Origin of the sequence: Peribacillus sp. NJ4, from assembly GCF_030348345.1 — a bacterium.
In the GTDB taxonomy this organism is placed as follows: domain Bacteria; phylum Bacillota; class Bacilli; order Bacillales; family DSM-1321; genus Peribacillus.
Genome location: NZ_JAUCFQ010000001.1, coordinates 1,758,187 through 1,777,775, shown reverse-complemented (window position 1 = coordinate 1,777,775; position 19,589 = coordinate 1,758,187). Strand labels below are relative to the sequence as shown.

Annotated in this window: 22 protein-coding genes; 7 read left to right on the top strand and 15 right to left on the bottom strand. The window is 41.7% G+C overall.

Features of this window, described 5'->3' with window-relative positions; translation table 11 throughout:
* Positions 1 to 24: 24 nt before the first annotated feature.
* Positions 25 to 714 carry a YveK family protein gene (locus tag QUF94_RS08910; protein WP_289315541.1) on the bottom strand — a complete coding sequence of 230 codons (690 nt, stop codon included), beginning with the start codon at positions 712 to 714 and terminating at the stop codon, positions 25 to 27.
* Positions 715 to 1,191: 477 nt separating this feature from the next.
* Here QUF94_RS08910 and QUF94_RS08905 point away from each other — a divergent pair, with 477 nt between their 5' ends.
* Positions 1,192 to 1,491, top strand: coding sequence for a helix-turn-helix domain-containing protein (locus QUF94_RS08905; protein WP_289315540.1), 300 nt, complete (start codon positions 1,192 to 1,194; stop codon positions 1,489 to 1,491).
* A gap of 100 nt (positions 1,492 to 1,591) precedes the next feature.
* On the opposite strand, the gene QUF94_RS08900 is transcribed toward QUF94_RS08905, so the two are convergent.
* A complete protein-coding gene (locus tag QUF94_RS08900) occupies positions 1,592 to 2,152 on the bottom strand; it encodes an SGNH/GDSL hydrolase family protein (RefSeq protein WP_289315539.1) in 561 nt (186 codons plus the stop codon).
* Positions 2,130 to 2,435 carry a hypothetical protein gene (locus QUF94_RS08895; RefSeq protein ID WP_289315538.1) on the bottom strand — a complete coding sequence of 102 codons (306 nt, stop codon included), beginning with the start codon at positions 2,433 to 2,435 and terminating at the stop codon, positions 2,130 to 2,132. The genes QUF94_RS08900 and QUF94_RS08895 overlap by 23 nt, the downstream gene beginning before the upstream one ends.
* Positions 2,436 to 3,314: 879 nt before the next feature.
* Here QUF94_RS08895 and QUF94_RS08890 point away from each other — a divergent pair.
* Both QUF94_RS08890 and QUF94_RS08885 read left to right on the top strand, forming a co-directional pair.
* Positions 3,315 to 3,533, top strand: a complete 219-nt coding sequence (locus QUF94_RS08890; protein WP_289315537.1) for a hypothetical protein — start codon at positions 3,315 to 3,317, stop codon at positions 3,531 to 3,533.
* A gap of 120 nt (positions 3,534 to 3,653) precedes the next feature.
* On the top strand, positions 3,654 to 3,881 hold the full coding sequence (locus QUF94_RS08885; protein ID WP_289315536.1) for a VOC family protein: 228 nt from the start codon (positions 3,654 to 3,656) through the stop codon (positions 3,879 to 3,881).
* 150 nt (positions 3,882 to 4,031) lie between these two features.
* Here the strand turns inward: QUF94_RS08885 and QUF94_RS08880 are convergent, their stop codons facing one another.
* Entirely contained in the window at positions 4,032 to 4,262 is a 231-nt protein-coding gene (locus tag QUF94_RS08880; RefSeq protein WP_289315535.1) for a hypothetical protein, read from the bottom strand.
* A gap of 462 nt (positions 4,263 to 4,724) precedes the next feature.
* Between QUF94_RS08880 and QUF94_RS08875 the strand changes: the two genes are divergently transcribed.
* The 3 genes from QUF94_RS08875 (at position 4,725) to QUF94_RS08865 (ending at position 6,929) form a co-directional block, all read left to right on the top strand.
* Positions 4,725 to 5,903: an MFS transporter gene (locus tag QUF94_RS08875; protein WP_289315534.1), complete on the top strand. Its 1,179-nt coding sequence runs from the start codon at positions 4,725 to 4,727 to the stop codon at positions 5,901 to 5,903.
* A 208-nt stretch (positions 5,904 to 6,111) separates the two neighbouring features.
* Positions 6,112 to 6,330 (top strand): hypothetical protein, encoded by a 219-nt coding sequence (locus QUF94_RS08870; protein ID WP_289315533.1) that lies wholly within the window; start codon positions 6,112 to 6,114, stop codon positions 6,328 to 6,330.
* Between the two features lie 365 nt (positions 6,331 to 6,695).
* Positions 6,696 to 6,929, top strand: a complete 234-nt coding sequence (locus QUF94_RS08865) for a VOC family protein (RefSeq protein WP_289315532.1) — start codon at positions 6,696 to 6,698, stop codon at positions 6,927 to 6,929.
* Between the two features lie 45 nt (positions 6,930 to 6,974).
* Here QUF94_RS08865 and QUF94_RS08860 read toward each other — a convergent pair whose 3' ends face one another.
* Positions 6,975 to 8,858, bottom strand: coding sequence for a S8 family serine peptidase (locus QUF94_RS08860; protein WP_289315531.1), 1,884 nt, complete (start codon positions 8,856 to 8,858; stop codon positions 6,975 to 6,977).
* 326 nt (positions 8,859 to 9,184) lie between these two features.
* On the opposite strand from QUF94_RS08860, the gene QUF94_RS08855 reads away from it, so the two are divergent.
* Positions 9,185 to 9,457, top strand: coding sequence for a hypothetical protein (locus QUF94_RS08855; RefSeq protein ID WP_289315530.1), 273 nt, complete (start codon positions 9,185 to 9,187; stop codon positions 9,455 to 9,457).
* A 215-nt stretch (positions 9,458 to 9,672) separates the two neighbouring features.
* On the opposite strand, the gene QUF94_RS08850 is transcribed toward QUF94_RS08855, so the two are convergent.
* The 10 genes from QUF94_RS08850 to QUF94_RS08805 form a co-directional block, all read right to left on the bottom strand.
* Positions 9,673 to 10,380 (bottom strand): ABC transporter ATP-binding protein, encoded by a 708-nt coding sequence (locus tag QUF94_RS08850; protein WP_063232914.1) that lies wholly within the window; start codon positions 10,378 to 10,380, stop codon positions 9,673 to 9,675.
* Positions 10,380 to 11,159 (bottom strand): ABC transporter ATP-binding protein, encoded by a 780-nt coding sequence (locus QUF94_RS08845; RefSeq protein ID WP_289315529.1) that lies wholly within the window; start codon positions 11,157 to 11,159, stop codon positions 10,380 to 10,382. Before QUF94_RS08845 ends, QUF94_RS08850 begins: the two co-directional genes overlap by 1 nt.
* On the bottom strand, positions 11,134 to 12,096 hold the full coding sequence (locus QUF94_RS08840) for a branched-chain amino acid ABC transporter permease (RefSeq protein ID WP_289315528.1): 963 nt from the start codon (positions 12,094 to 12,096) through the stop codon (positions 11,134 to 11,136). The genes QUF94_RS08845 and QUF94_RS08840 overlap by 26 nt, the downstream gene beginning before the upstream one ends.
* Before the next feature lie 13 nt (positions 12,097 to 12,109).
* The gene (locus QUF94_RS08835; protein ID WP_289315527.1) at positions 12,110 to 12,988 is read right to left on the bottom strand and encodes a branched-chain amino acid ABC transporter permease; all 879 of its coding nucleotides are present in this window, start codon (positions 12,986 to 12,988) and stop codon (positions 12,110 to 12,112) included.
* 163 nt (positions 12,989 to 13,151) lie between these two features.
* A complete protein-coding gene (locus QUF94_RS08830; RefSeq protein ID WP_289315526.1) occupies positions 13,152 to 14,330 on the bottom strand; it encodes an ABC transporter substrate-binding protein in 1,179 nt (392 codons plus the stop codon).
* Between the two features lie 547 nt (positions 14,331 to 14,877).
* Entirely contained in the window at positions 14,878 to 15,585 is a 708-nt protein-coding gene (locus QUF94_RS08825) for an ABC transporter ATP-binding protein (RefSeq protein ID WP_289315525.1), read from the bottom strand.
* A complete protein-coding gene (locus QUF94_RS08820; RefSeq protein ID WP_289315524.1) occupies positions 15,585 to 16,364 on the bottom strand; it encodes an ABC transporter ATP-binding protein in 780 nt (259 codons plus the stop codon). Before QUF94_RS08820 ends, QUF94_RS08825 begins: the two co-directional genes overlap by 1 nt.
* Positions 16,339 to 17,310 (bottom strand): branched-chain amino acid ABC transporter permease, encoded by a 972-nt coding sequence (locus QUF94_RS08815; RefSeq protein WP_289315523.1) that lies wholly within the window; start codon positions 17,308 to 17,310, stop codon positions 16,339 to 16,341. Before QUF94_RS08815 ends, QUF94_RS08820 begins: the two co-directional genes overlap by 26 nt.
* Positions 17,311 to 17,323: 13 nt before the next feature.
* Entirely contained in the window at positions 17,324 to 18,202 is an 879-nt protein-coding gene (locus QUF94_RS08810; RefSeq protein WP_098369668.1) for a branched-chain amino acid ABC transporter permease, read from the bottom strand.
* Positions 18,203 to 18,278: 76 nt separating this feature from the next.
* Positions 18,279 to 19,466 (bottom strand): ABC transporter substrate-binding protein, encoded by a 1,188-nt coding sequence (locus QUF94_RS08805; RefSeq protein WP_289315522.1) that lies wholly within the window; start codon positions 19,464 to 19,466, stop codon positions 18,279 to 18,281.
* Positions 19,467 to 19,589: the final 123 nt, after the last annotated feature.

Here is a 19,589-nt window from a genome sequence, read left to right as displayed (position 1 = left end):
CTTTCATACTGCTTCTTATCCAAATTATCCTTTATTATGTACCTGTGTAATCTTTTGAATCGATCCAAGTATAGGTAATTCTAGGAGTCTCTCAATATCATCCTCGTCCTTGATCGTATTATCCATATATTCCAGTAGGAATGCCAAGCCGACTCCGGCCATCAATCCGACCACCACCGCAATAGCGATATTCAATAATGGATTAGGTTTTACGGGTGTAGGATTCTCCTTAATTTCTGCCTTTGCAAAAACGCTAACATTATCGACGTTCATGATATCCTTGATTTCCTTTTCGAAAGTTTCAGAAACCGTGTTTGCTATTTCTACTGCCTGAGATGGATTACTGTCTTGGACCGTTAAAGAGAAGACTTGTGAATTTTCTTGGCTGTTAATTGTGATTTTTTCACTAAGTTGTTCTACGCTTTGGTCTAGTTTAAGTTCATCAATGACCTTCTTCAAAATGGCAGGGCTCTTTATGATCACACTGTATGTATTAATCATGTCTATATTGGAACGTATTTGAGTCGAGTCCAATTGGTTCTCCGTTTGTTTCTGATTAACGAGAATCAGTGTTGAAGATTGGTAAACAGGTGTTAATAAGAAATAAGAAATTGTTCCACTAATCAAAGCGGCAATTAATGTCAGCAGCATGATTAGCTTCCAACGTTTCTTTAATGTTTTAAAAATATCTTTAATACTAATAGTTTCTTCCATTTCATCCTCCTGATATGTTAAAAATGACCTATTGCATTATACCATAATATTAACTATTATTATGTATTTTCAAGGAAATTTACATGAAACTTACAATGAAAGAATACTTTTCAAATGCCAAAATAATTTTACAAAAAAGAAAAAGGCAATTCAAAGGGAATAATTTCTAAATTTTAAATATTGTATTAATCACATCTAAATACCCCATTTTCCAGAATATTTTCGCCTGGAATTTTATCAAACCTAAGTATACACCCATTACCATATTTTATTTGGTCTTTGTGTAAATTAACAACATTTTCCATAAACGAACCTAACTAAATGCCTACCAAAACAGGAAAATCCGTTTATACATAATATTGTGTGAATTATTTTAGTGCCTAGTTATCATTAAAAATGAAAGGAAAATGTGTAAACTGAAAGTAATAGTTAAAATTCAGTATATAATTTTCATATTAATAGTTAGGTGTGGTCAAAATGATAGGTTACCGTGTTAAGTCGCTTAGGGAAGAAAGGAAAATGTCAATTAGTGAACTCTCCGCAAAATCCGGTGTTGCCAAATCCTATATAAGCTCAATGGAAAGAAACCTTCAAACAAACCCTACTATATTAGTTTTGGAAAAAATCGCTAGAATCCTTTGTATTAAGGTCGATGCTCTGTTGAATGAAAAACCAGACAAGGGCATGGATGAAGAGTGGATGGAAATCATGCAGGATGTTATGGGATCAGGAATATCGAAAGAGGAAATGCGCGAATTCATTCAAGATAGAAAGTGATGTCTTTATGAAACTATGAAATCGCTTTCTTTTAGCTCCTTAAGATAAGTCAAAACGATAATAGGGGGAAAAGTGGTTATAATCACTTTTCCCCCTTTTACTACTTCTTCAACTTAAAATATTCCTCCATAACCTCGAACCATATGTAATGCCCTTGATCATTGGGATGGATGTTATCATTAGTCAGTATATCTGCCAATCTCATATTCTTTTTACTTAACTTCTTTTCTATCTCTTCTTTACTATTCAGATAAGTCCATTTATTCGTTTTGATGACCTGCTCGGATGCTTGAATATAATCAGTATAATTCAAACCTAAACTATTCTCTGTTTTACCATTTGTGACTGGGTTTGGTGAAATGATTAGAATCTTTGCATTCGGCAGCTCTTTTTGTAACTTTGCCATGATGCTTTCCAAATCTTTTTGCGTCTGTTCCAAGCTTAATGATTGATAATGATTATTTATCAGCGAATTTTCAAAAATAATAAGATCGGGTTTATCTTGTATGACCGCTTCAATTTTCTTACCTTTCAGCAAATCCTCTGTTGAATACCCGTTATGTCCATGATTAATGAAACCAAGTGTTTCTAAATCATCACGATCAGAACGCAGACTCTTCTCTAAACGTCCTGCCCAACTATGGGAGGAATTTACTTGCACCGGTTCCTGAAGTAGCATTACTTCCTACTAGGGATACTATTACCCTATCTTGCGTAAGCGACTTATAATGCAGGTAATCTATTAGCGGCTGCTGTTTATTATTTTCCGGTTTTAACCTTTGTATCAATGCATCCCTTTCTTCTTTTTCCTTTTCTTTTACTTTTGCTGCAGCTTCTCTTGCCTCTACCCCTGCTGCCTGGCTTATGTTTTTCCAATGCAGATGGCCAAAAACCAGTACTGCTAAGCAAATTCCAGCGATAATGATTAAACCATATTTCTTCATCTTTACCTCCCATAATTGAACATTAGTGACTGACATGGAAGCCTTATAAAATAGACTGAAACTCTTATTTTTGTACTGCTACTGGAGCTCTATTTCACTTTTTTCGGTTATTTTTCTCTCATTAATTATAACTATCAAATTTTCAGCGATAAAGAATATCCTTCCAATTTTTTCCGACATTACTCGACATTGGCCTTTAAAGGGTAGGTTATAATCATTGTAGATACATTTGATAGCAACTACTCACATTGGATAGCTGTACCTGATTTGGATGCTGCTATAAAGTGATAAGAACAGGTGTCAAGTTATTTGTAATGCTCAACATCTTCCGTCGATGGTCTTTTTTATGAGAACACACAGTTAGCGCTACTTCGAAAAAGCTATAAAATCCAGCATCATATCAAGATCCTTGTATGAAATATTTTTGATTCTTTGAATTTCATGAGAAAGCTAACTGATTCACCTTCTCGGCTTTCTCTTAAGGATTAAATTGTGTAAAGTAATTGCATCAAATGTCTCATATACAAAGAAAGCGCTTTCATTTATAATAATCACAAGAAAACCAAGCCGAGAGGTGTGTTCAATATGGTAGGTGAAAATGAAGGGAATTTCTTAAAAGGAATTTTGTTTGGTACATCTTTGAGCATACCGTTATGGATTTCTTTTATTGGATGGATAAAATTAATTCTTAATAGTTTATTTTAGAGCCCTAGGGCTCTTTTTATTTTGCTTTGGTCGAGACAAACTCTGCGAGCATGAAATCCTAATACTAAAAACGAATTCCCATCAAATTTTTAACCCCATGTTAAGTATGTAATGGTTTAATTTGTTTTAAGTAATGTTATTGTAATCCCTGTTTCCTTCTCTCTTTTTCGTTGTATGATAGAAAAAAAAGGAGTTTTGGGAATGATTATTCTGCAGTATATTGGAAAAGTTTTTTCATTCATGCAAAAGGATATACCGGAAACTCATGTTAAATGCCATGTTTGTGCAGGAACAGGTGCCTACGATATTTATACAGATTGTCTTACCTGTAATGCAAAAGGATTAATAAGTAAAGTTGAGTATAATAGGAGGCTTGAAGAGGGTGAAATTTAAAGAATTTCGTGAGGTCGATATATGTAAGCAAAGAAGCAGTATTGGCTATTGCTTCTTTTTTTTGTCCAAATCGGTACAGTTTGCCCCTCACAAGGTATTATATTACCAGGGGGCATACATATGACAGCAATTTCTCATGTTGGAATGGCTGTACCTGATTTGGATGCTGCAATTAAGTGCTATGAGCAGGTGTTGGGATTCAGGGTATTGGCGGGTCCCTATTCGTTTGATGCGAGTGAGGAGAATGAACATAATATGACGAATGATCTTCTTGGTGATCATATTAAAAAGTTGCGTAATGCTCATTTGATGGCGGATAATCAAGTGGGGATTGAGTTTCTGGAATAAAAGCCGCGATTATTCCGCTTTGCCATTTACTGTCGTTTCACAGAGGCTGTTTTAACTTCTATATCATTCGACTTTGATACGCACTAAATCTAATTAAGATATTTAAATTCAAAAAATCCAGCATTTCTGCTGGATACCCCAAAGTACCAATCACTTAACCAAATTCAATACTTCTAGATGTCTACCATCTGAATTATAGTTAAAAGTGACCGTCTTATCATCATGAATGTGATAGCTTAAACCAAAAAACTCTCCGTCTTCCGGAAATTTTTGTATAAAATCCTCGAGTTGTTCGGAATTTAGTTTAACAACCATAGGTTTCTTCCTATTATGTAGAGAATCTTCTACCCTCTCCATTACAGTCTCTGTAAATCTACCCATAATTAACTCCTTTAATCTCTCATTTCCCAAATAATATACCTTATAAATGGTAAATAAAAGGTCCTTAATTAAAATTTCATAATAATGACACGATTTCTTAACAACTCCCCCAAAAATCCGACAGTTTTACCATAATTGCCAAGCAGATTAATTAATTTCCATTTGAACTGCACGGTGGTTTCATGCAAGGTTACTTCCCCTCTACAGAAGGGTTCTGTATAGACAGGAACATGATCTAATAGCAATTTGATAATATAATCCGCTCTAAGACCCTGTGTGTTGTATTTCTTGAATATAAAGTGACCTCCAACCTGATTTTTTGTTTCTAAATAAATTAATACGGGCTAACTATTAGTCAATATTACTTAGATTTATAGTGATCACTTAATTTTTATAGATTGTTCTCTATAACTTTAGTAAAATGAGAATGATAATTACTATCAATTAAGGAGAATAACTATTATGGGTGTACCCTTGTTAAAAGAAGAACCTTCGGTTGTAAATAAAATCTGGTCGCGTGATTTTATTATGATTTTCTTGGCTAACTTTTTTGTTTTTTTATCCTTTCAGATGACTTCCCCGACCCTTCCGCTTTTTGTAAAAGAGCTTGGCGGAAATGAACGGTATATTGGGTTAGTTGCTGGCATGTTTTTATTTTCTGCCCTGATTGTCCGCCCCTTTGCTGGACAGGCCTTGGAAACAAAAGGTAGACGTTTTGTTTTCCTGTTCGGTCTAGCTCTTTTGGCTGTAGCGATTGGCTCGTTTGGATTTATGATGAGTATTTTCCTTCTATGCGCTATGAGGATTGTACAAGGGATTGGCTGGGGATATACGACCACCGCATCAGGTACGATTGCCTCCGATCTTATCCCAGCAAAGCGTCGGGGTGAGGGAATGGGATACTTCACTTTATCGGGTAATTTGGCGATGGCTTTTGGTCCTTCATTTGGGCTTTTCTTAGCGGATGTTTTAACCTTTCAACATTTGTTTTTATTTTGCGGGGTATTAAGCCTGGCAGCTTGGATAATGGCTTCAACAATTACTTATAAAAAAGTAGAACATGCTCCTGCCCCAGTTAAAACTAATAGGTTTGACATTTATGAAAAAAGCGCTGTTGCTCCGTCCGTTCTTGTTTTTTTCATTACGGTATCTTTTGGCGGGATCGCTACCTTCTTACCGCTTTATACAATCGAAAAAGGTCTGACAGGTATTCAAGGATACTTTTTTCTTTACGCTTTAGCCCTTATTTTCACACGTATGTTTGCTGGAAAAATCTATGATCAAAAAGGACATCAAGCTGTCTTCATTCCATCTACTCTTTTTATCGTAGTGGCGATGCTATTGCTAGCCTGGATGCCAAGTAACATGATTCTGTATATGGCAGCTATTTTTTATGGCATTGGATTCGGTGCTGTCCAACCGGCTCTTCAAGCTTGGTCTCTTGAACACGCTGCCCGAAATCGAAAAGGCATGGCCAATGCCACTTTCTATTCCTTCTTTGATCTTGGAATCGGTTTCGGTGCAATCCTCTTCGGACAAATCGGCTATCTGTTTGGGTATATAAGCATTTACATAATGGCAGCAGTCTCTGTGGGGATTTCAATAGTGGCTTACTTATGGATTTTAAGAAAAATGAAGTAATTACACATTAGGGACATCTTTATGGATGTTCTTTTTTTCTGAAAACAGAAGTGATCATTTAGAACAGGTAGCGCATTTTCGGAACATAACACGCTCCACCTTGATTCCCCATCAGCACATTTTTTAACCCTATGTAAAGTATGTAATGGTTTTATTTGTTTTAAGTAATGTTATTGTATTCCCTGTTTCCTTCTCTCTTTTTCGTTGTATGATAGAAAAAAAAGGAGTTTTGGTAATGATTATTCTGCAGTATATTGAAAAACTTTTTTCATTCATGCAAAAGGATATACCGGAAACTCATGTTAAATGCCATGTTTGTGCAGGAACAGGTGCCTACGATATTTATACAGATTGTCTTACCTGTAATGCAAAAGGATTAATTAGTAAAGTTGAATATAATAGGAGGCTTGAAGAGGGTGAAATTTAAAGAATTTCGTGAAGTCGATATATGTAATCAAAGAAGCAGTATTGGCTATTGCTTCTTTTTTTTGTCCCAAAACGGTACCGTTTGCCCCTCACCTTAAAGGGTATTTTAATTATCAGAGGGATACATATGGTAGCAATTACTTATATTGGATTGGCTGTACCTGATTTGGATGCGGCGGTTAAGTAGTATGAGCAGGTGTTGGGATTCAGGTTATTGGCGGGTCCCTATTCGTTTGATGCAGGTGAGGAGAATGAATATAATATGACGAATGATCTTCTTGGTGATACTGTTAAAAAGATGGGAAATGCTCATTTGATGGCGATAATTCAGTGGGGATTGAGCTTTTTGAGTTTGAGGAGCCAAGGATGCCGAAAAGTAAGTGTCGTGGTTATGAGGGCTTTTTTCATATTTGCTTAATAGCGGATGATATTGAAAGGCTGGCTGGTGAAATTACTGCTTCTGGCGGTAAAAGGCATAGCGATATATGGAGTACATGGGAGAAGAAGCCCTATTATTTAATATATTGTGAAGATCCTTTCGGCAATATCATTGAACTTTACAGCCGAAGCACGGAATTGATGTATGGAAATAAAGATTGATAAGAACAGCCCCCACATCGAATATTGGGGGCCGCCGTTTTTTTATCACTTTTTAACCTTGACTTTCCTCGATTCACTTACGTTTTTCGCTTTGTCTTTTGCATAGGTATATAGGTTCTTCCCGGCTTTTTGCTTGGGGATTTTAACCGAGAATGTGCCTTTAGTCGTTGCTGTGGCAGAACCGATCACTTTTCCTGATGCTTTGATGGATACAGTGGAGTTGGCTTCTGCTTTGCCTGTTACTTTTGTCGTTTTTGTCGTCACTGTGTTGACCGTCGGTTTACTTGGTGCTGTTTTGTCTGTGACGGTCACTGTTTTGATCGAGCTTATATTACCTGCTTTATCCGTTGCTGTAACGGATAGGACTTTTCCGGCTTTTTGTTTTTTTGATATCGTTACGGTGAAGTTCCCAGCACTATTGGAAGTTGCTTTACCGAGAATCGTGCTGCCATTTTTGACAGTGACGGTAGTGCTCGCTTCCGCTTTTCCGGTAACTTTTACGGTATTGTCACCTACCGAATTTACTGAAGGTCTTGCTGGAGCCGTTTTATCAACCACTTTAAATGAAACGGGTATGCTTTTATTTCCCGATTTATCAATGACCCTAGTAGAGATGGTCGTGCCTGCTGGTTGTTTTCCGATCGTCGCTGTAAACGTCTTTTCGCCGTTGACCTTCACTGTGGCGAGTTGTTTTTTATCGGTATATATGGAGACGGTCCCCGTTTTGAAATCGGTTGGGATTTTCCCATTGATCTTGGTTTCCTTATCGGAAATCGCGGTCACGGCCGGTTTGGTCAGCGTCTTCATTTCCAGCGCTTTCTTGGCATTGACCCGCCCGTTTCCATAGTATATGTCTTTCCCTTTCGTACCGAGGTCCACGGCTGAATCATAAAGGCGGTATTCGACCTCCAATTTGTTGAGTTTGGGCTCATGGGACCAAATCAGTGCCGCTACACCCGCCACCATGGGCGTGGCCATCGACGTTCCACTCATCCAGCCGTATTTTTCACCTGGTAAGGTTGAAAGGATATCATCCCCAGGTGCTGCAATATCGACTGTTGAATGGTAGTTGGAATAACTGGGACGCTTGTCCTTTGAGTCAGTGGCGGCAACGGAAATGACATGGCTGAATGCAGCTGGGTAGACTCGCTGTACATTTTTCCCCATGTCTCCTTCATTACCGGCAGCCGCAACGATCAGTATGCCTTTTTTATAGGCTTCCTGGACGGCCTTGTTCAAAGCCTCCGAATAACTGGTGTCTCCTAAACTCATATTGATGATGTTCGCCTTTTGCTCAACGGCATAATGTATGGCGTCTATGATATCGGCAGTATCGGCATACTCCCCATCAAAAACGTTGATCGGCATTAGTTTAATGTTCGGCGCAACTCCCGTTCCACCTATGCCGTTGTTGGCAGAACCGGCAATGATGCCTGCGATATGCGTTCCATGTTCACCTTTTGGTATGATATTTTTCCGATTGTTTACAGTATCATAGGCTTTGACGATCTTCCCTTTTAAATCATCGTGGTTGCGATCGATACCGTCGTCAATGATGGCGACGATCAATTCCTTGGAACCCATGGATTTTGTCCATGCTGCATTCGTACCAAGCTTTTTATGATGCCACTGGTCATTGTAGGCTGGATCGTTCGGGCTTTCCATCTTCTTGAAAAGATAGTTTGGCTCTGCATATTCCACATTCTTCCGTTCTTCAAGTTCCTTGATCAGGTTGTCGGTCGTTTCCCCTTTAGGAACCTCCACCTTTTCTATCAAGTCGTTGATCGGCTCATCGTTCGTCTCTTTATATTTGACGATGACACCATCTGATTGCGGGGTCTCTTCTGCAGATGCAGCATCCGGCTGGCAGATTGGCAGAATCATAAACAGCAATAAAACCGGCAGTAAGGCCTGAATATGTTTGTGCATGAAATCACTCCAAAAAAATAATATTAACAATAGCTACGGATGAGGTTTGATCATGAACCCATTCTACTATTATCCCTAACTAGATTGTATACCGCGTGATTTAGTTTTACTAACCTTTTTTAACTAGTTAAAATAACTTATTTGAAAAACAAAAAAACCGCTATAAAGCGGTCTTAGATTGTCGACAAAATGGAGTTCTATCTAAATATTAAAACAAAGTTTGATTGGAACGGAAGGTGCGAGACTCCTGCGGGAAAAGCGAGTCCAAGGGAGACCCCGCAGGCGCAAGCCGAGGGCGGACCGCCCGCGGAAAGCGAGTGCCTGGAGTGGAAATCAACGTTCGAGTTTTACAAACAAAAAAAACTGCAGGCAACATGGAGTTCTATCTGAATTTTAAAACAAAGGTGATTGGAACAGAAGGTGCGAGACTCCTGCGGGAAAACGCGTCCAAGGGAGACCCCGCAGGCGCAAGCCGAGGGCGCAAGCCGAGGGCGCAAGCCGAGGGCGGACCGCCCGCGGAAAGCGAGTGCCTGGAGTGGAAATCAACTTTCGAGTTTTACAAACAAAAAAAACTGCAGGCAACATGGAGCTCTATCTAAATATTAAAACAAAGTTTGATTGGAACGGAAGGCACGAGACTCCTGCGGGAAAACGCGTCCAAGGGAGATTCCGCAGGCGCAAGCCGAGGGCGGACCGCCCGCGGAAAGCGAGTGACTGGAGTGGAAATCAACGTTCGAGTTTTACAAACAAAAAAACTGCAGGCAAACTCGCTTTTCTTCGAGTTTGTCTACAGTCCGAAACCGCCATATGCGGTTTAATGTCCTCCTAAATAGGCATTCTTGATTTCTTCGCTTGCGGTCAGTTCCTCTGATTTGCCTGATAGGACAATTCGGCCGGTTTCGACAACATAGGCTCTGTCCGCGATGGATAGGGCTAAGTTGGCATTTTGTTCGACCAGCAGAATGGTTGTACCGGTTTTATTGATTTCTTCGATGATATGAAAGATTTGCTTCACCAATAATGGGGCGAGTCCCATGGATGGCTCGTCCAATAAAAGAAGCCGGGGCTTGGCCATGAGTGCCCTGCCCATTGCGAGCATTTGCTGTTCCCCGCCGGAAAGGGTTCCGGATTGCTGTTTCAGGCGCTCAAGCAAACGCGGGAATAATTCATAGACTTTCTCCATATCCTGCTTGATGCCTGCCTTATCTTTACGTAAATAAGCCCCAAGCTGAAGGTTTTCTTCAACCGTCATGTTAGCGAAGACCCGCCGTCCTTCAGGCACATGGGAAATGCCCATTTTCACGATGGATTGTGCTGCCTTTCCGCCGATGGATTGCCCTTCGTATATGATTTTCCCTTGTTTTGGTTTTAATAGGCCGGAAATGGTTTTCAGCATCGTGCTTTTTCCGGCTCCGTTCGCCCCGATCAGGGTTACGATTTCGCCTTCGTTAATAGAAAGCGAGATTCCTTTCAAGGCTTGAATGTTTCCGTAATAGACGTTGATGTCCTCTATTTTTAACATTATGAAACCTCCTCGCCCAGATAGGCCTCGATGACTTTTGGATTGTTACGGATTTCCTCTGGCTTTCCTTGAGCGATCAGTTGTCCGTGATCGAGTACATATATGCGTTCGCAAACACCCATGACAAGCGGCATATCATGTTCGATCAATAATACGGTCAAATCAAATTTCTCACGAATGAGGGCAATCAGGTTCATGAGCTCGTGAGTCTCCTGGGGGTTCATCCCCGCTGCCGGTTCATCCAGCAAAAGCAGTTTCGGATTGGCTGCAAGTGCACGGGCGATCTCCAAACGCCTTTGTTTACCATATGGCAGGTTCTTTGCCTTTTCATCCTTATATTGATCCAGGTTGAAAATCTTCAGGAACTCAATCGCCTTTTCATCCATTTCCTTTTCGCCTTTAAAATGGATAGGCATCCGGAAGATCGAACTTAAAATGCTATGCTTCGAAAGGGAATGATAGGCCACCTTTACATTATCGATCACGGATAGTTCGCTGAATAAGCGGATGTTCTGGAATGTCCGGCTGATCCCTTTTTGCGTAATTTTATATGGAGGCTTTTTTCTCAAGTCCTCCCCTTCTAAAGAAATCGTTCCCTCCGTCGGGACGTAAACCCCTGTCAGCAAGTTGAAAAAGGTGGTTTTCCCGGCTCCGTTCGGACCAATCAAGCCAACTAATTCCCCAGGGTACAGCTCGACGTTAACATCGGAAACGGCTTTAAGCCCTCCGAACTGGATGCCGACCGAATCGACTTTAAGCAGCGGTGTTTTTATTTTCATGGCTGCTGCCTCCTTTACGTTTGAACATGGAAGTTATTTCTTTTGTCCCCATTAAACCTTGTGGACGATAGATCATCATGACGATAAGCACTAGGCTGTAGATGATCATACGCGTTTCGGGATAATCCTGGAGGAATGTCGTGACCACAGTCAGTAATATGGCAGCCAATACGGCTCCTGACAGACTTCCAAGGCCGCCCAGTACGACTAAGATCAGGATATCGAATGACTTCAGGAATCCGAAGTTCGATGGCTGGATGATGTAGAAGTTATGAGCGTATAGCCCTCCAGCAATTCCGGCGAAAAAAGCACCGATCGCAAACGCGACAACTTTGTAATAGGTCGTATTGATCCCCATCGAATCGGCAGCCGTCTCGTCCTCACGGATCGAGATGCACGCTCTTCCATGGGTAGAACTTGTGAAGTTCCTGATGACGATGATCGTAACGATAACGGAAGCGAATACCCAAGGCCAGGTGGTCAAATGGGAAACCTGCATGCCGCTCGCCCCGCCAACATAATCGATATTCAAAAGCATGATCCGGACGATTTCCCCAAATCCCAGGGTTGCAATCGCCAGGTAATCGCCTTTTAAGCGTAAGCTTGGAATTCCGATGATCAATCCTGCCAACGCTGCCGCCAAACCGCCCACTATCAACGCTAGAGCAAATGGCATTTGCAGCTTCATGGTCAAAACGGCTGAAGCATAGGCACCGACTGCAAGGAATCCTGCATGTCCGATGGAAAACTGCCCGGTTATCCCGATGATCAAATGAAGGCTCGCTGCCAAAATGATATTGATCCCGATGAACATGAGCGTATTTTGATAAAAAGGATTTAGCGATCCGCCGCCGATTAACACTTGAATTGCGGCGAAAAAGATCAATGATAGTGAAATCGAGAGCCAAAAACCTTTTGCTCGCTTAATTGTAGTCATTGCTTTGTCTCCCCTATACTTTTTCTTTTTTGTTTTTACCGAATAAGCCTTGTGGCAAGAAAATCAAGATAAGAATCAGTACGACGAAGGCTACGGCATCACGCCATAATGAGTAACCGGCGGCGCTGACCAATGCCTCGATGACACCAAGCAATAAGCCACCGACCATCGCGCCCGGTATGATTCCGATCCCTCCAAGTACGGCGGCAACAAATGCCTTCAATCCCGGAAGCACTCCCATAAGCGGCTCGATCTTAATATAGTAAATACCGAAAATGACGCCCGCTGCCCCAGCTAATGCGGAACCGATTGCAAAGGTGGCAGAAATCGTGTTGTCAACATTAATTCCCATCAGTTTAGCTGCATCCGCGTCGAAGGAAACGGCACGCATGGCTTTTCCTATTTTTGTTCTATGAACGATGATTTGAAGAATGATCATCAGGACTACAGCCACTCCAAAAATCAAGACCGATTGACTATTGATGGAAACTCCAAAAATATTGAACTTGTCTGCCGGCAATACATCATTCGGATAAGCTTCCGGCTGTGCACCGCGGACGTAGATGAATCCGTATTCGATCAAAAGGGAAACCCCGATGGCCGTGATAAGTGCGGCAATACGAGTTGCGTTACGCAATGGCTTGTACGCGATTCGCTCGATCAATACCCCAAAGAGCGCACACACCGTCATCGAGATTAATAGAGCGGGCACGAATGACAGATCCAGAACCGTTATCGAGTAAAATCCAACGAATGAGCCAACCATGAAGACATCCCCATGGGCAAAGTTTATCAATTTAACAATCCCGTAAACCATCGTATATCCGAGAGCGATAAGGGCATAAATACTTCCTAGTGAAACCCCGTTTATTAACTGTTGTATCAATTCCATGTTCGACTCTCCTTGAAAAATCTAATTTTATAAGTGATAAGTCCAGGCTCTTTGCATTCCACTTAGGGGATGTTCAGCGAGCTGGTATGCTTGAAAAATGAGAATTCGCCAGCACCTTCTTTTTAATGAAGGGCCGGCGAAAGGGTGGAGTTGTTCTCCGAAATTAAGGATTGATTTTTGTGTTAAATACTTGTTTTCCCTCTTTAAATTCAAGGATGGTAGCAGATTTGATTGGATTATGCTTTTCATCCAATGTGAATGTACCCGTTACAAGCTCAAGGTCAGCCGTTTTTTCCAGCGCTTCTTTGATTTTTTCTGAATCCGCTGAACCAGCACGTTTAATCGCATCCGCAAGGAAGTATCCTGTGTCATAGCCTAGAGCGTTAAATGCATCCGGGGATTTATCTTTGTACTTCGCTTTAAACGCTGACACAAAATTCTGAATTTTCTCATCAGGGTCACCTGAAGAATAATGGTTCGTGATGAACGTATTATTTAGAGCTTTTGCACCGGCAATTTCAACTAGCTTAGGAGAATCCCAGCCGTCGCCGCCCATGAATGGAACGTCAAGTCCAGTTTCCCGTGCCTGCTTCACGATCAGACCAGCTTCCTCATAGTAACCAGGAAGGAAAATGAAATCAGGTTTTGCCGATTTCAAACGAGTCAATGTGGAACGGAAATCAGTATCCTTCGCAATGTAAGCTTCCTCAGCAACAATCTTTCCGCCATTTTTTTCGAATTGTTCTTTAAAGGCTGCGGCTAACCCTTTTGAATAATCGCTTGAACTGTCAATATAGATGGCTGCACTTTTCGCTTTGATTTCTTTAGTGGCAAAGTTCGCAGCTACCGTCCCTTGGAAAGGATCGATGAAGCTTGTCCTGAAAATGTAATCATTCAATTTATCCTTGCTGAAAGTGATTTCAGGGCTTGTACCGGAAGGTGAGATGACCGGCACTTTGTTATCTTGTGCAATTTGCACTTGGGCAATCGAGTTCGTGCTTGTCGCTGCACCTACGATAGCTGCAACCTGATCTTGAGATGTCAGCTTGATTGCTCCGCTAGTCGCTTCAGACGCTTCAGATTTATTATCGACTTTTATTAGTTTGATTTTTTTTCCGTCAATGCCTTCTTTATTGATTTCTGCAGTGGCAAGTTCCAGGCCTTCCGCAATCGATTGACCATATGAAGCTACACCACCTGATAATTCAAGGTTGACACCGATTTTGATCGTATCACCGTCCCCACTTGATTTATCTGATGAACCGGAGCCGGAACAACCCGCTAGAACTCCTGCAGCAAGTGTTAGAGAAAGGAATGCACCTGCTAGTTTTTTCTTCTTCATAAATAATCCCCCCATTTTGTAATCAAGCTCTGATGCATGAATATTTATTCATGATGCTTCAGAAAAAAATTGATTAGATGAAATGTTTCAAATTAAATTAATATTTCGAAAAATAGTTTACCGCATAATTTTCATTCCGTCTATACAATAATTGCGAGAAGATTCCGCTAAATAGGATATTTTTCACAGGGAGTACTATATCATTTTTATCTTTATATATTTTAAATATTGTGAAAATAGGCGGTATAATCAGAAAAAACTGATAATTAAATTATTTTGATATTTTAAACTCCTTATTTACTGATCAAAAAATTTTATTCATTCTCTTATTTTTTTCATCCTATTAATTACATTTTTTCCAAAATACAAGTATATTGATAGGGAATTAAACCCAGTTTTTTCGTGCTTTTTTAGTCTTAATTCCTATATTAAAATTGAATAATACTATATTGGATGTATAAAATCATGCATGAATCTCCTGAGCTTTTTATCTTCCTGTATATTTTGCATATCCCAATATCAAATAAAAAAACCGCCAAACGGCGGTTCAGTGGCCTCCTAAATAGGCCATCTTTATTTCTTCACTTGATGTTAGTTCCTCGGCATTGCCCGACAGGACGATTCGGCCCGTTTCAACGACATAAGCCCGATCTGCAATGGATAAAGCGAGGTTGGCATTTTGCTCAACCAAAAGGATCGTTGTCCCGGCTTCACTGATTTCCTGTATGATGTTGAATATTTGCTTTACCAGCAGCGGTGCAAGGCCCATCGAAGGTTCATCGAGCAGTAATAAACGTGGCTTCGCCATTAAAGCCCGGCCCATAGCAAGCATCTGCTGTTCACCACCTGAAAGCGTGCCGGCCTGCTGTTTGATTCTCTCTAGCAGCCTCGGAAATAACTCATGGACCTTTTCCATATCCTTTTTGATGCCCTCTTTGTCGTTTCTCAAATAGGCACCAAGCTCCAGGTTTTCGGCCACCGTCATGTTCGCAAAGACACGGCGGCCTTCAGGTACATGGGATATGCCCATTTTCACGATGGACTGTGCAGCTTTTCCTCCAATCGGATCGCCTTCGAACAGAACTTTTCCCTGCTTTGGTTTTAACAGCCCGGATATCGTTTTGAGCAACGTGCTTTTTCCGGCTCCATTCGCCCCGATCAGAGTCACGATCTCCCCTTCGTTAATCTCCATGGAAACACCTTTTAACGCTTGGATATTGCCGTAATATACATTGATGTCCTCTATTTTCAGCATCATGAAACCTCCTCGCCTAGATACGCCTCGATAACTTTAGGATCGTTGCGGATTTCTTCCGGCTTTCCATGAGCGATAAGCTGTCCATGATCAAGTACGTAAATCCGTTCGCATACCCCCATGACCAGTGACATATCATGTTCGATGAGCAATACGGTAAGGTTGAATTCCTTCCTGATAAAAGCGATGAGATTCATCAATTCTTTCGTTTCATGCGGGTTCATACCTGCTGCGGGTTCGTCCAGTAAAAGCAGTTTGGGGTTTGCCGCGAGAGCACGTGCAATTTCCAGCCGCCTTTGCTGTCCGTATGGAAGATTCTTCGCTTTTTCATCCTTAAAATGGTCAAGCTTGAAAATCCTCAAGAATTCCAACGCCTTTTCATCCATTTCCTTTTCACCGGAAAAATGTCCCGGTAGCCTGAATATGGAGCTTGGGATCATATGCTTGGCAAGCGAGTGGTAAGCAACCTTCACATTATCGATCACAGATAACTCACTGAAGAGGCGGATATTTTGAAAGGTCCTCGAAATCCCTTTTCGGGTAATTTTATAAGGCTGCTGCTTTTTTAGATTTTCCCCGTTCAAGGCAATCGTCCCTTCTGTAGGGACATACACACCCGTCAACAAATTGAAGAAGGTCGTTTTTCCAGCTCCATTCGGTCCGATCAGGCCTACAAGTTCCCCCGGAAATAATTCCATGTTCACATCGGACACGGCTTTCAATCCGCCAAAACGGATACCCACCGCATCTACTTTAAGCAACGGTATTGTGGCTTCCATCCTTTGGGCCCCCTTTCGTTTTTTTATGTGTGAACAATGTCGTGATTTCTCTTGTTCCCATTAAACCCTGCGGGCGGAAGATCATCATCAAGATCAGGACAAGACTGTATATGATCATCCTCGTTTCCGGATAATCCTGAAGGAATGTCGTCACGATCGTCAGTAAAATGGCAGCCAAAACCGAACCTGAAAGACTTCCAAGACCGCCGAGTACGACGAAAATCAGTATATCGAAGGATTTTAGGAAACCGAAATTCGATGGCTGGATAATATAGAAATTATGGGCATAAAGCGATCCGGCAATTCCGGCAAAGAAAGCTCCGATGACGAAGGCCGCCACTTTATAATAGGTCGTATTGATTCCCATCGCATCAGCCGCCGTTTCATCCTCCCTTACGGATATGCATGCACGTCCATGAGTCGAATTGGTGAAATTCCGGATGACTATGACGGTGATCATGACACAGGCAAATACCCATGGCCATGTAGTCAGATGGGAAACCTGCATCCCGCTTGCCCCGCCTACATATTCAATATTCAAGAGGACTATTCGGACAATTTCCCCAAAACCTAGTGTAGCTATCGCCAAGTAATCCCCCTTCAGACGCAAGCTGGGTATCCCGATCACCATACCGGCAGCTGCGGCGATGATGCCCCCTGTCAATATCGCCATGATGAAAGGAAGTTCCAGTTTCATTGTCATGACCGCCGAAGCATAGGCACCTACCGCTAAAAACCCTGCATGTCCGATCGAGAACTGCCCGGTTATTCCAATGATTAAATGAAGGCTCGTTGCCAGCATGATATTGATGCCTATGAACATGAGTGTGTTGATATAAAATGGATTGAGCATACCGTTTGTAATGGTGTACTGCATGATTCCGAAAAAAATAAGTGCGAGCACGATCGAGAGCCAAAAACCCTTTGAATTCTTTAAAGTAGTCATCGCCTTGTCTCCCCTATACTTTTTCTCTTTTATTTTTACCGAATAGTCCCTGAGGCAAGAAAATCAAAATCAAGATAAGAACGACGAAAGCCACACCATCGCGCCATAATGAGTAACCGGCAGCACTGACCAAAGCCTCGATCACTCCAAGCAGAAGACCGCCGACCATCGCTCCCGGAATGATGCCGATGCCGCCCAAGACTGCTGCAACAAACGCTTTAAGGCCTGGAAGGACACCCATCAACGGCTCGATTTTAATATAGTAGATCCCAAAAATGACGCCGGCAGCCCCTGCCAAAGCCGAACCTATGGCGAAGGTAGCTGAAATCGTATTATTCACATTGATTCCCATAAGCTTAGCGGCTTCGGAATCGAATGAAACGGCACGCATCGCTTTGCCGATTTTGGTTTTATGGACAACGAATTGTAGGATGATCATTAAAATGATGGATACAGATAAGATTAATATCGATTGACTGCTGATGGAAACTCCCAATATATCGAGTTTATCCATCGGAAGGACATTATTTGGATAGGCTTCCGGCTGGGCGCCCCGGATGTAAATCAGCCCATTTTCTATTAGAAGGGAAACACCGATGGCCGTTATCAAGGCCGCAATCCGTGTTGCATTACGAAGGGGTTTATAAGCGATCCGTTCAATTAAAACGCCAAAGATAGCACAAGTGACCATCGAAATCAATAAAGCCGGGATGAAGGATAAGTCCATTACGGTAATGGCGTAAAACCCTACAAATGAACCAACCATGAATACGTCGCCATGGGCAAAGTTTATCAGTTTGACGATTCCATATACCATCGTATAACCAAGCGCGATCAATGCATAAATGCTGCCGAGTGAAATGCCATTTACCAATTGTTGAATCAGTTCCATATTGCACTCTCCCCGATAAGGTGTTTTTTAAGTGAATATAGAATAGGGGGGACTTGCCCCCTATCCAAGTAAGGTATTATGGATTGATTTTCGTCTTGAATGTTTGTTTGCCATCCACATATTCCAAGATGGTCGCCGATTTGATCGGATCATGATTTTCATCAAGGTTCAGCGTTCCGGAAACTAATTGAAGATCTTTGACTTCTTCCAACGCTTGTCTGATTTTTTCAGGGGAAGCATCTCCAGATCTCTTGATGGCATCAGCCAGGTAGTAACCAGTATCATAGCCAAGTGCTGCAAAGGCATCCGGTGTTTTATCGTATTCCTTTTCGAAGGCTGCAACGAAATCCTGGATTTTTGCATCTTCATCTTCAGGGGAATAGTGATTCGTGATGTAGGTATTTTTTAGAGCCTCCGCTCCGGCAATTTCAACGACTTTCGGGGAATCCCAGCCGTCTCCACCCATGAATGGAAGGTCTATGCCGTCTTCACGTGCCTGCTTTAAGATCAATCCGACTTCTTCATAATAACCAGGAAGGAAAACGAACTCTGGTTTGGCGGATTTGATACGTGTCAATGTAGAGCGGAAATCAGTATCTTTTGTAACATAAGCTTCTTCCGCCACGATTTTACCACCCTTGGCAGTGAACGCTTCTTTAAAAGCGGCGGCCAATCCTTTAGAATAATCACTTGCGCTATCCACATAGATCGCAGCTGTCTTCGCCCCTATTTCGTCAGATGCGAAATTGGCTGCCACCGTACCTTGGAATGGATCGATAAAGCAAGTTCTGAACACATAATCGTTTAATTTTCCAGCTTTGTTGGTGATGTCGGGATTTGTTGCAGTTGGTGTGAGAAGAGGAACTTTATTATCCTGTGCGACCTGAACCTGTGCCAATGTATTTGTGCTTGTCGCTGATCCGACTACAGCCACAACCTTGTCCTGGCTGACTAACTTGATCGAACCGCTTGTAGCTTCTGCTGCATCTGATTTATTATCAACCTTGACGATTTCCAGTTTTTTACCATCGATGCCCTCTTTATTAATTTCATCGATGGCCAGCTTCAAACCATCGGCAGCCGATTGGCCGAATGATGCCGTACCTCCGGACAGTTCAAGGTTGGCCCCAATTTTAATCGTGTCACCCGATTTGGATGAACCCCCGCCTGAACTGCTAGTTTTCGAGTCGCCGCTACAACCTGCCAGCGCCCCTGCAACCAAAGAAAGTGATAGGAACACTCCTGCTAGCTTTTTCTTCTTCATTTGAAACCCCCTTGTTTTGTATGTTCTTTTTAATAAATAGAATATTTGAATAAAAAATAATATTCTGAAAATAGTTTATCTCATTCTTTCGACCCCGTCTATATGATATGGATAAAAAAGTTA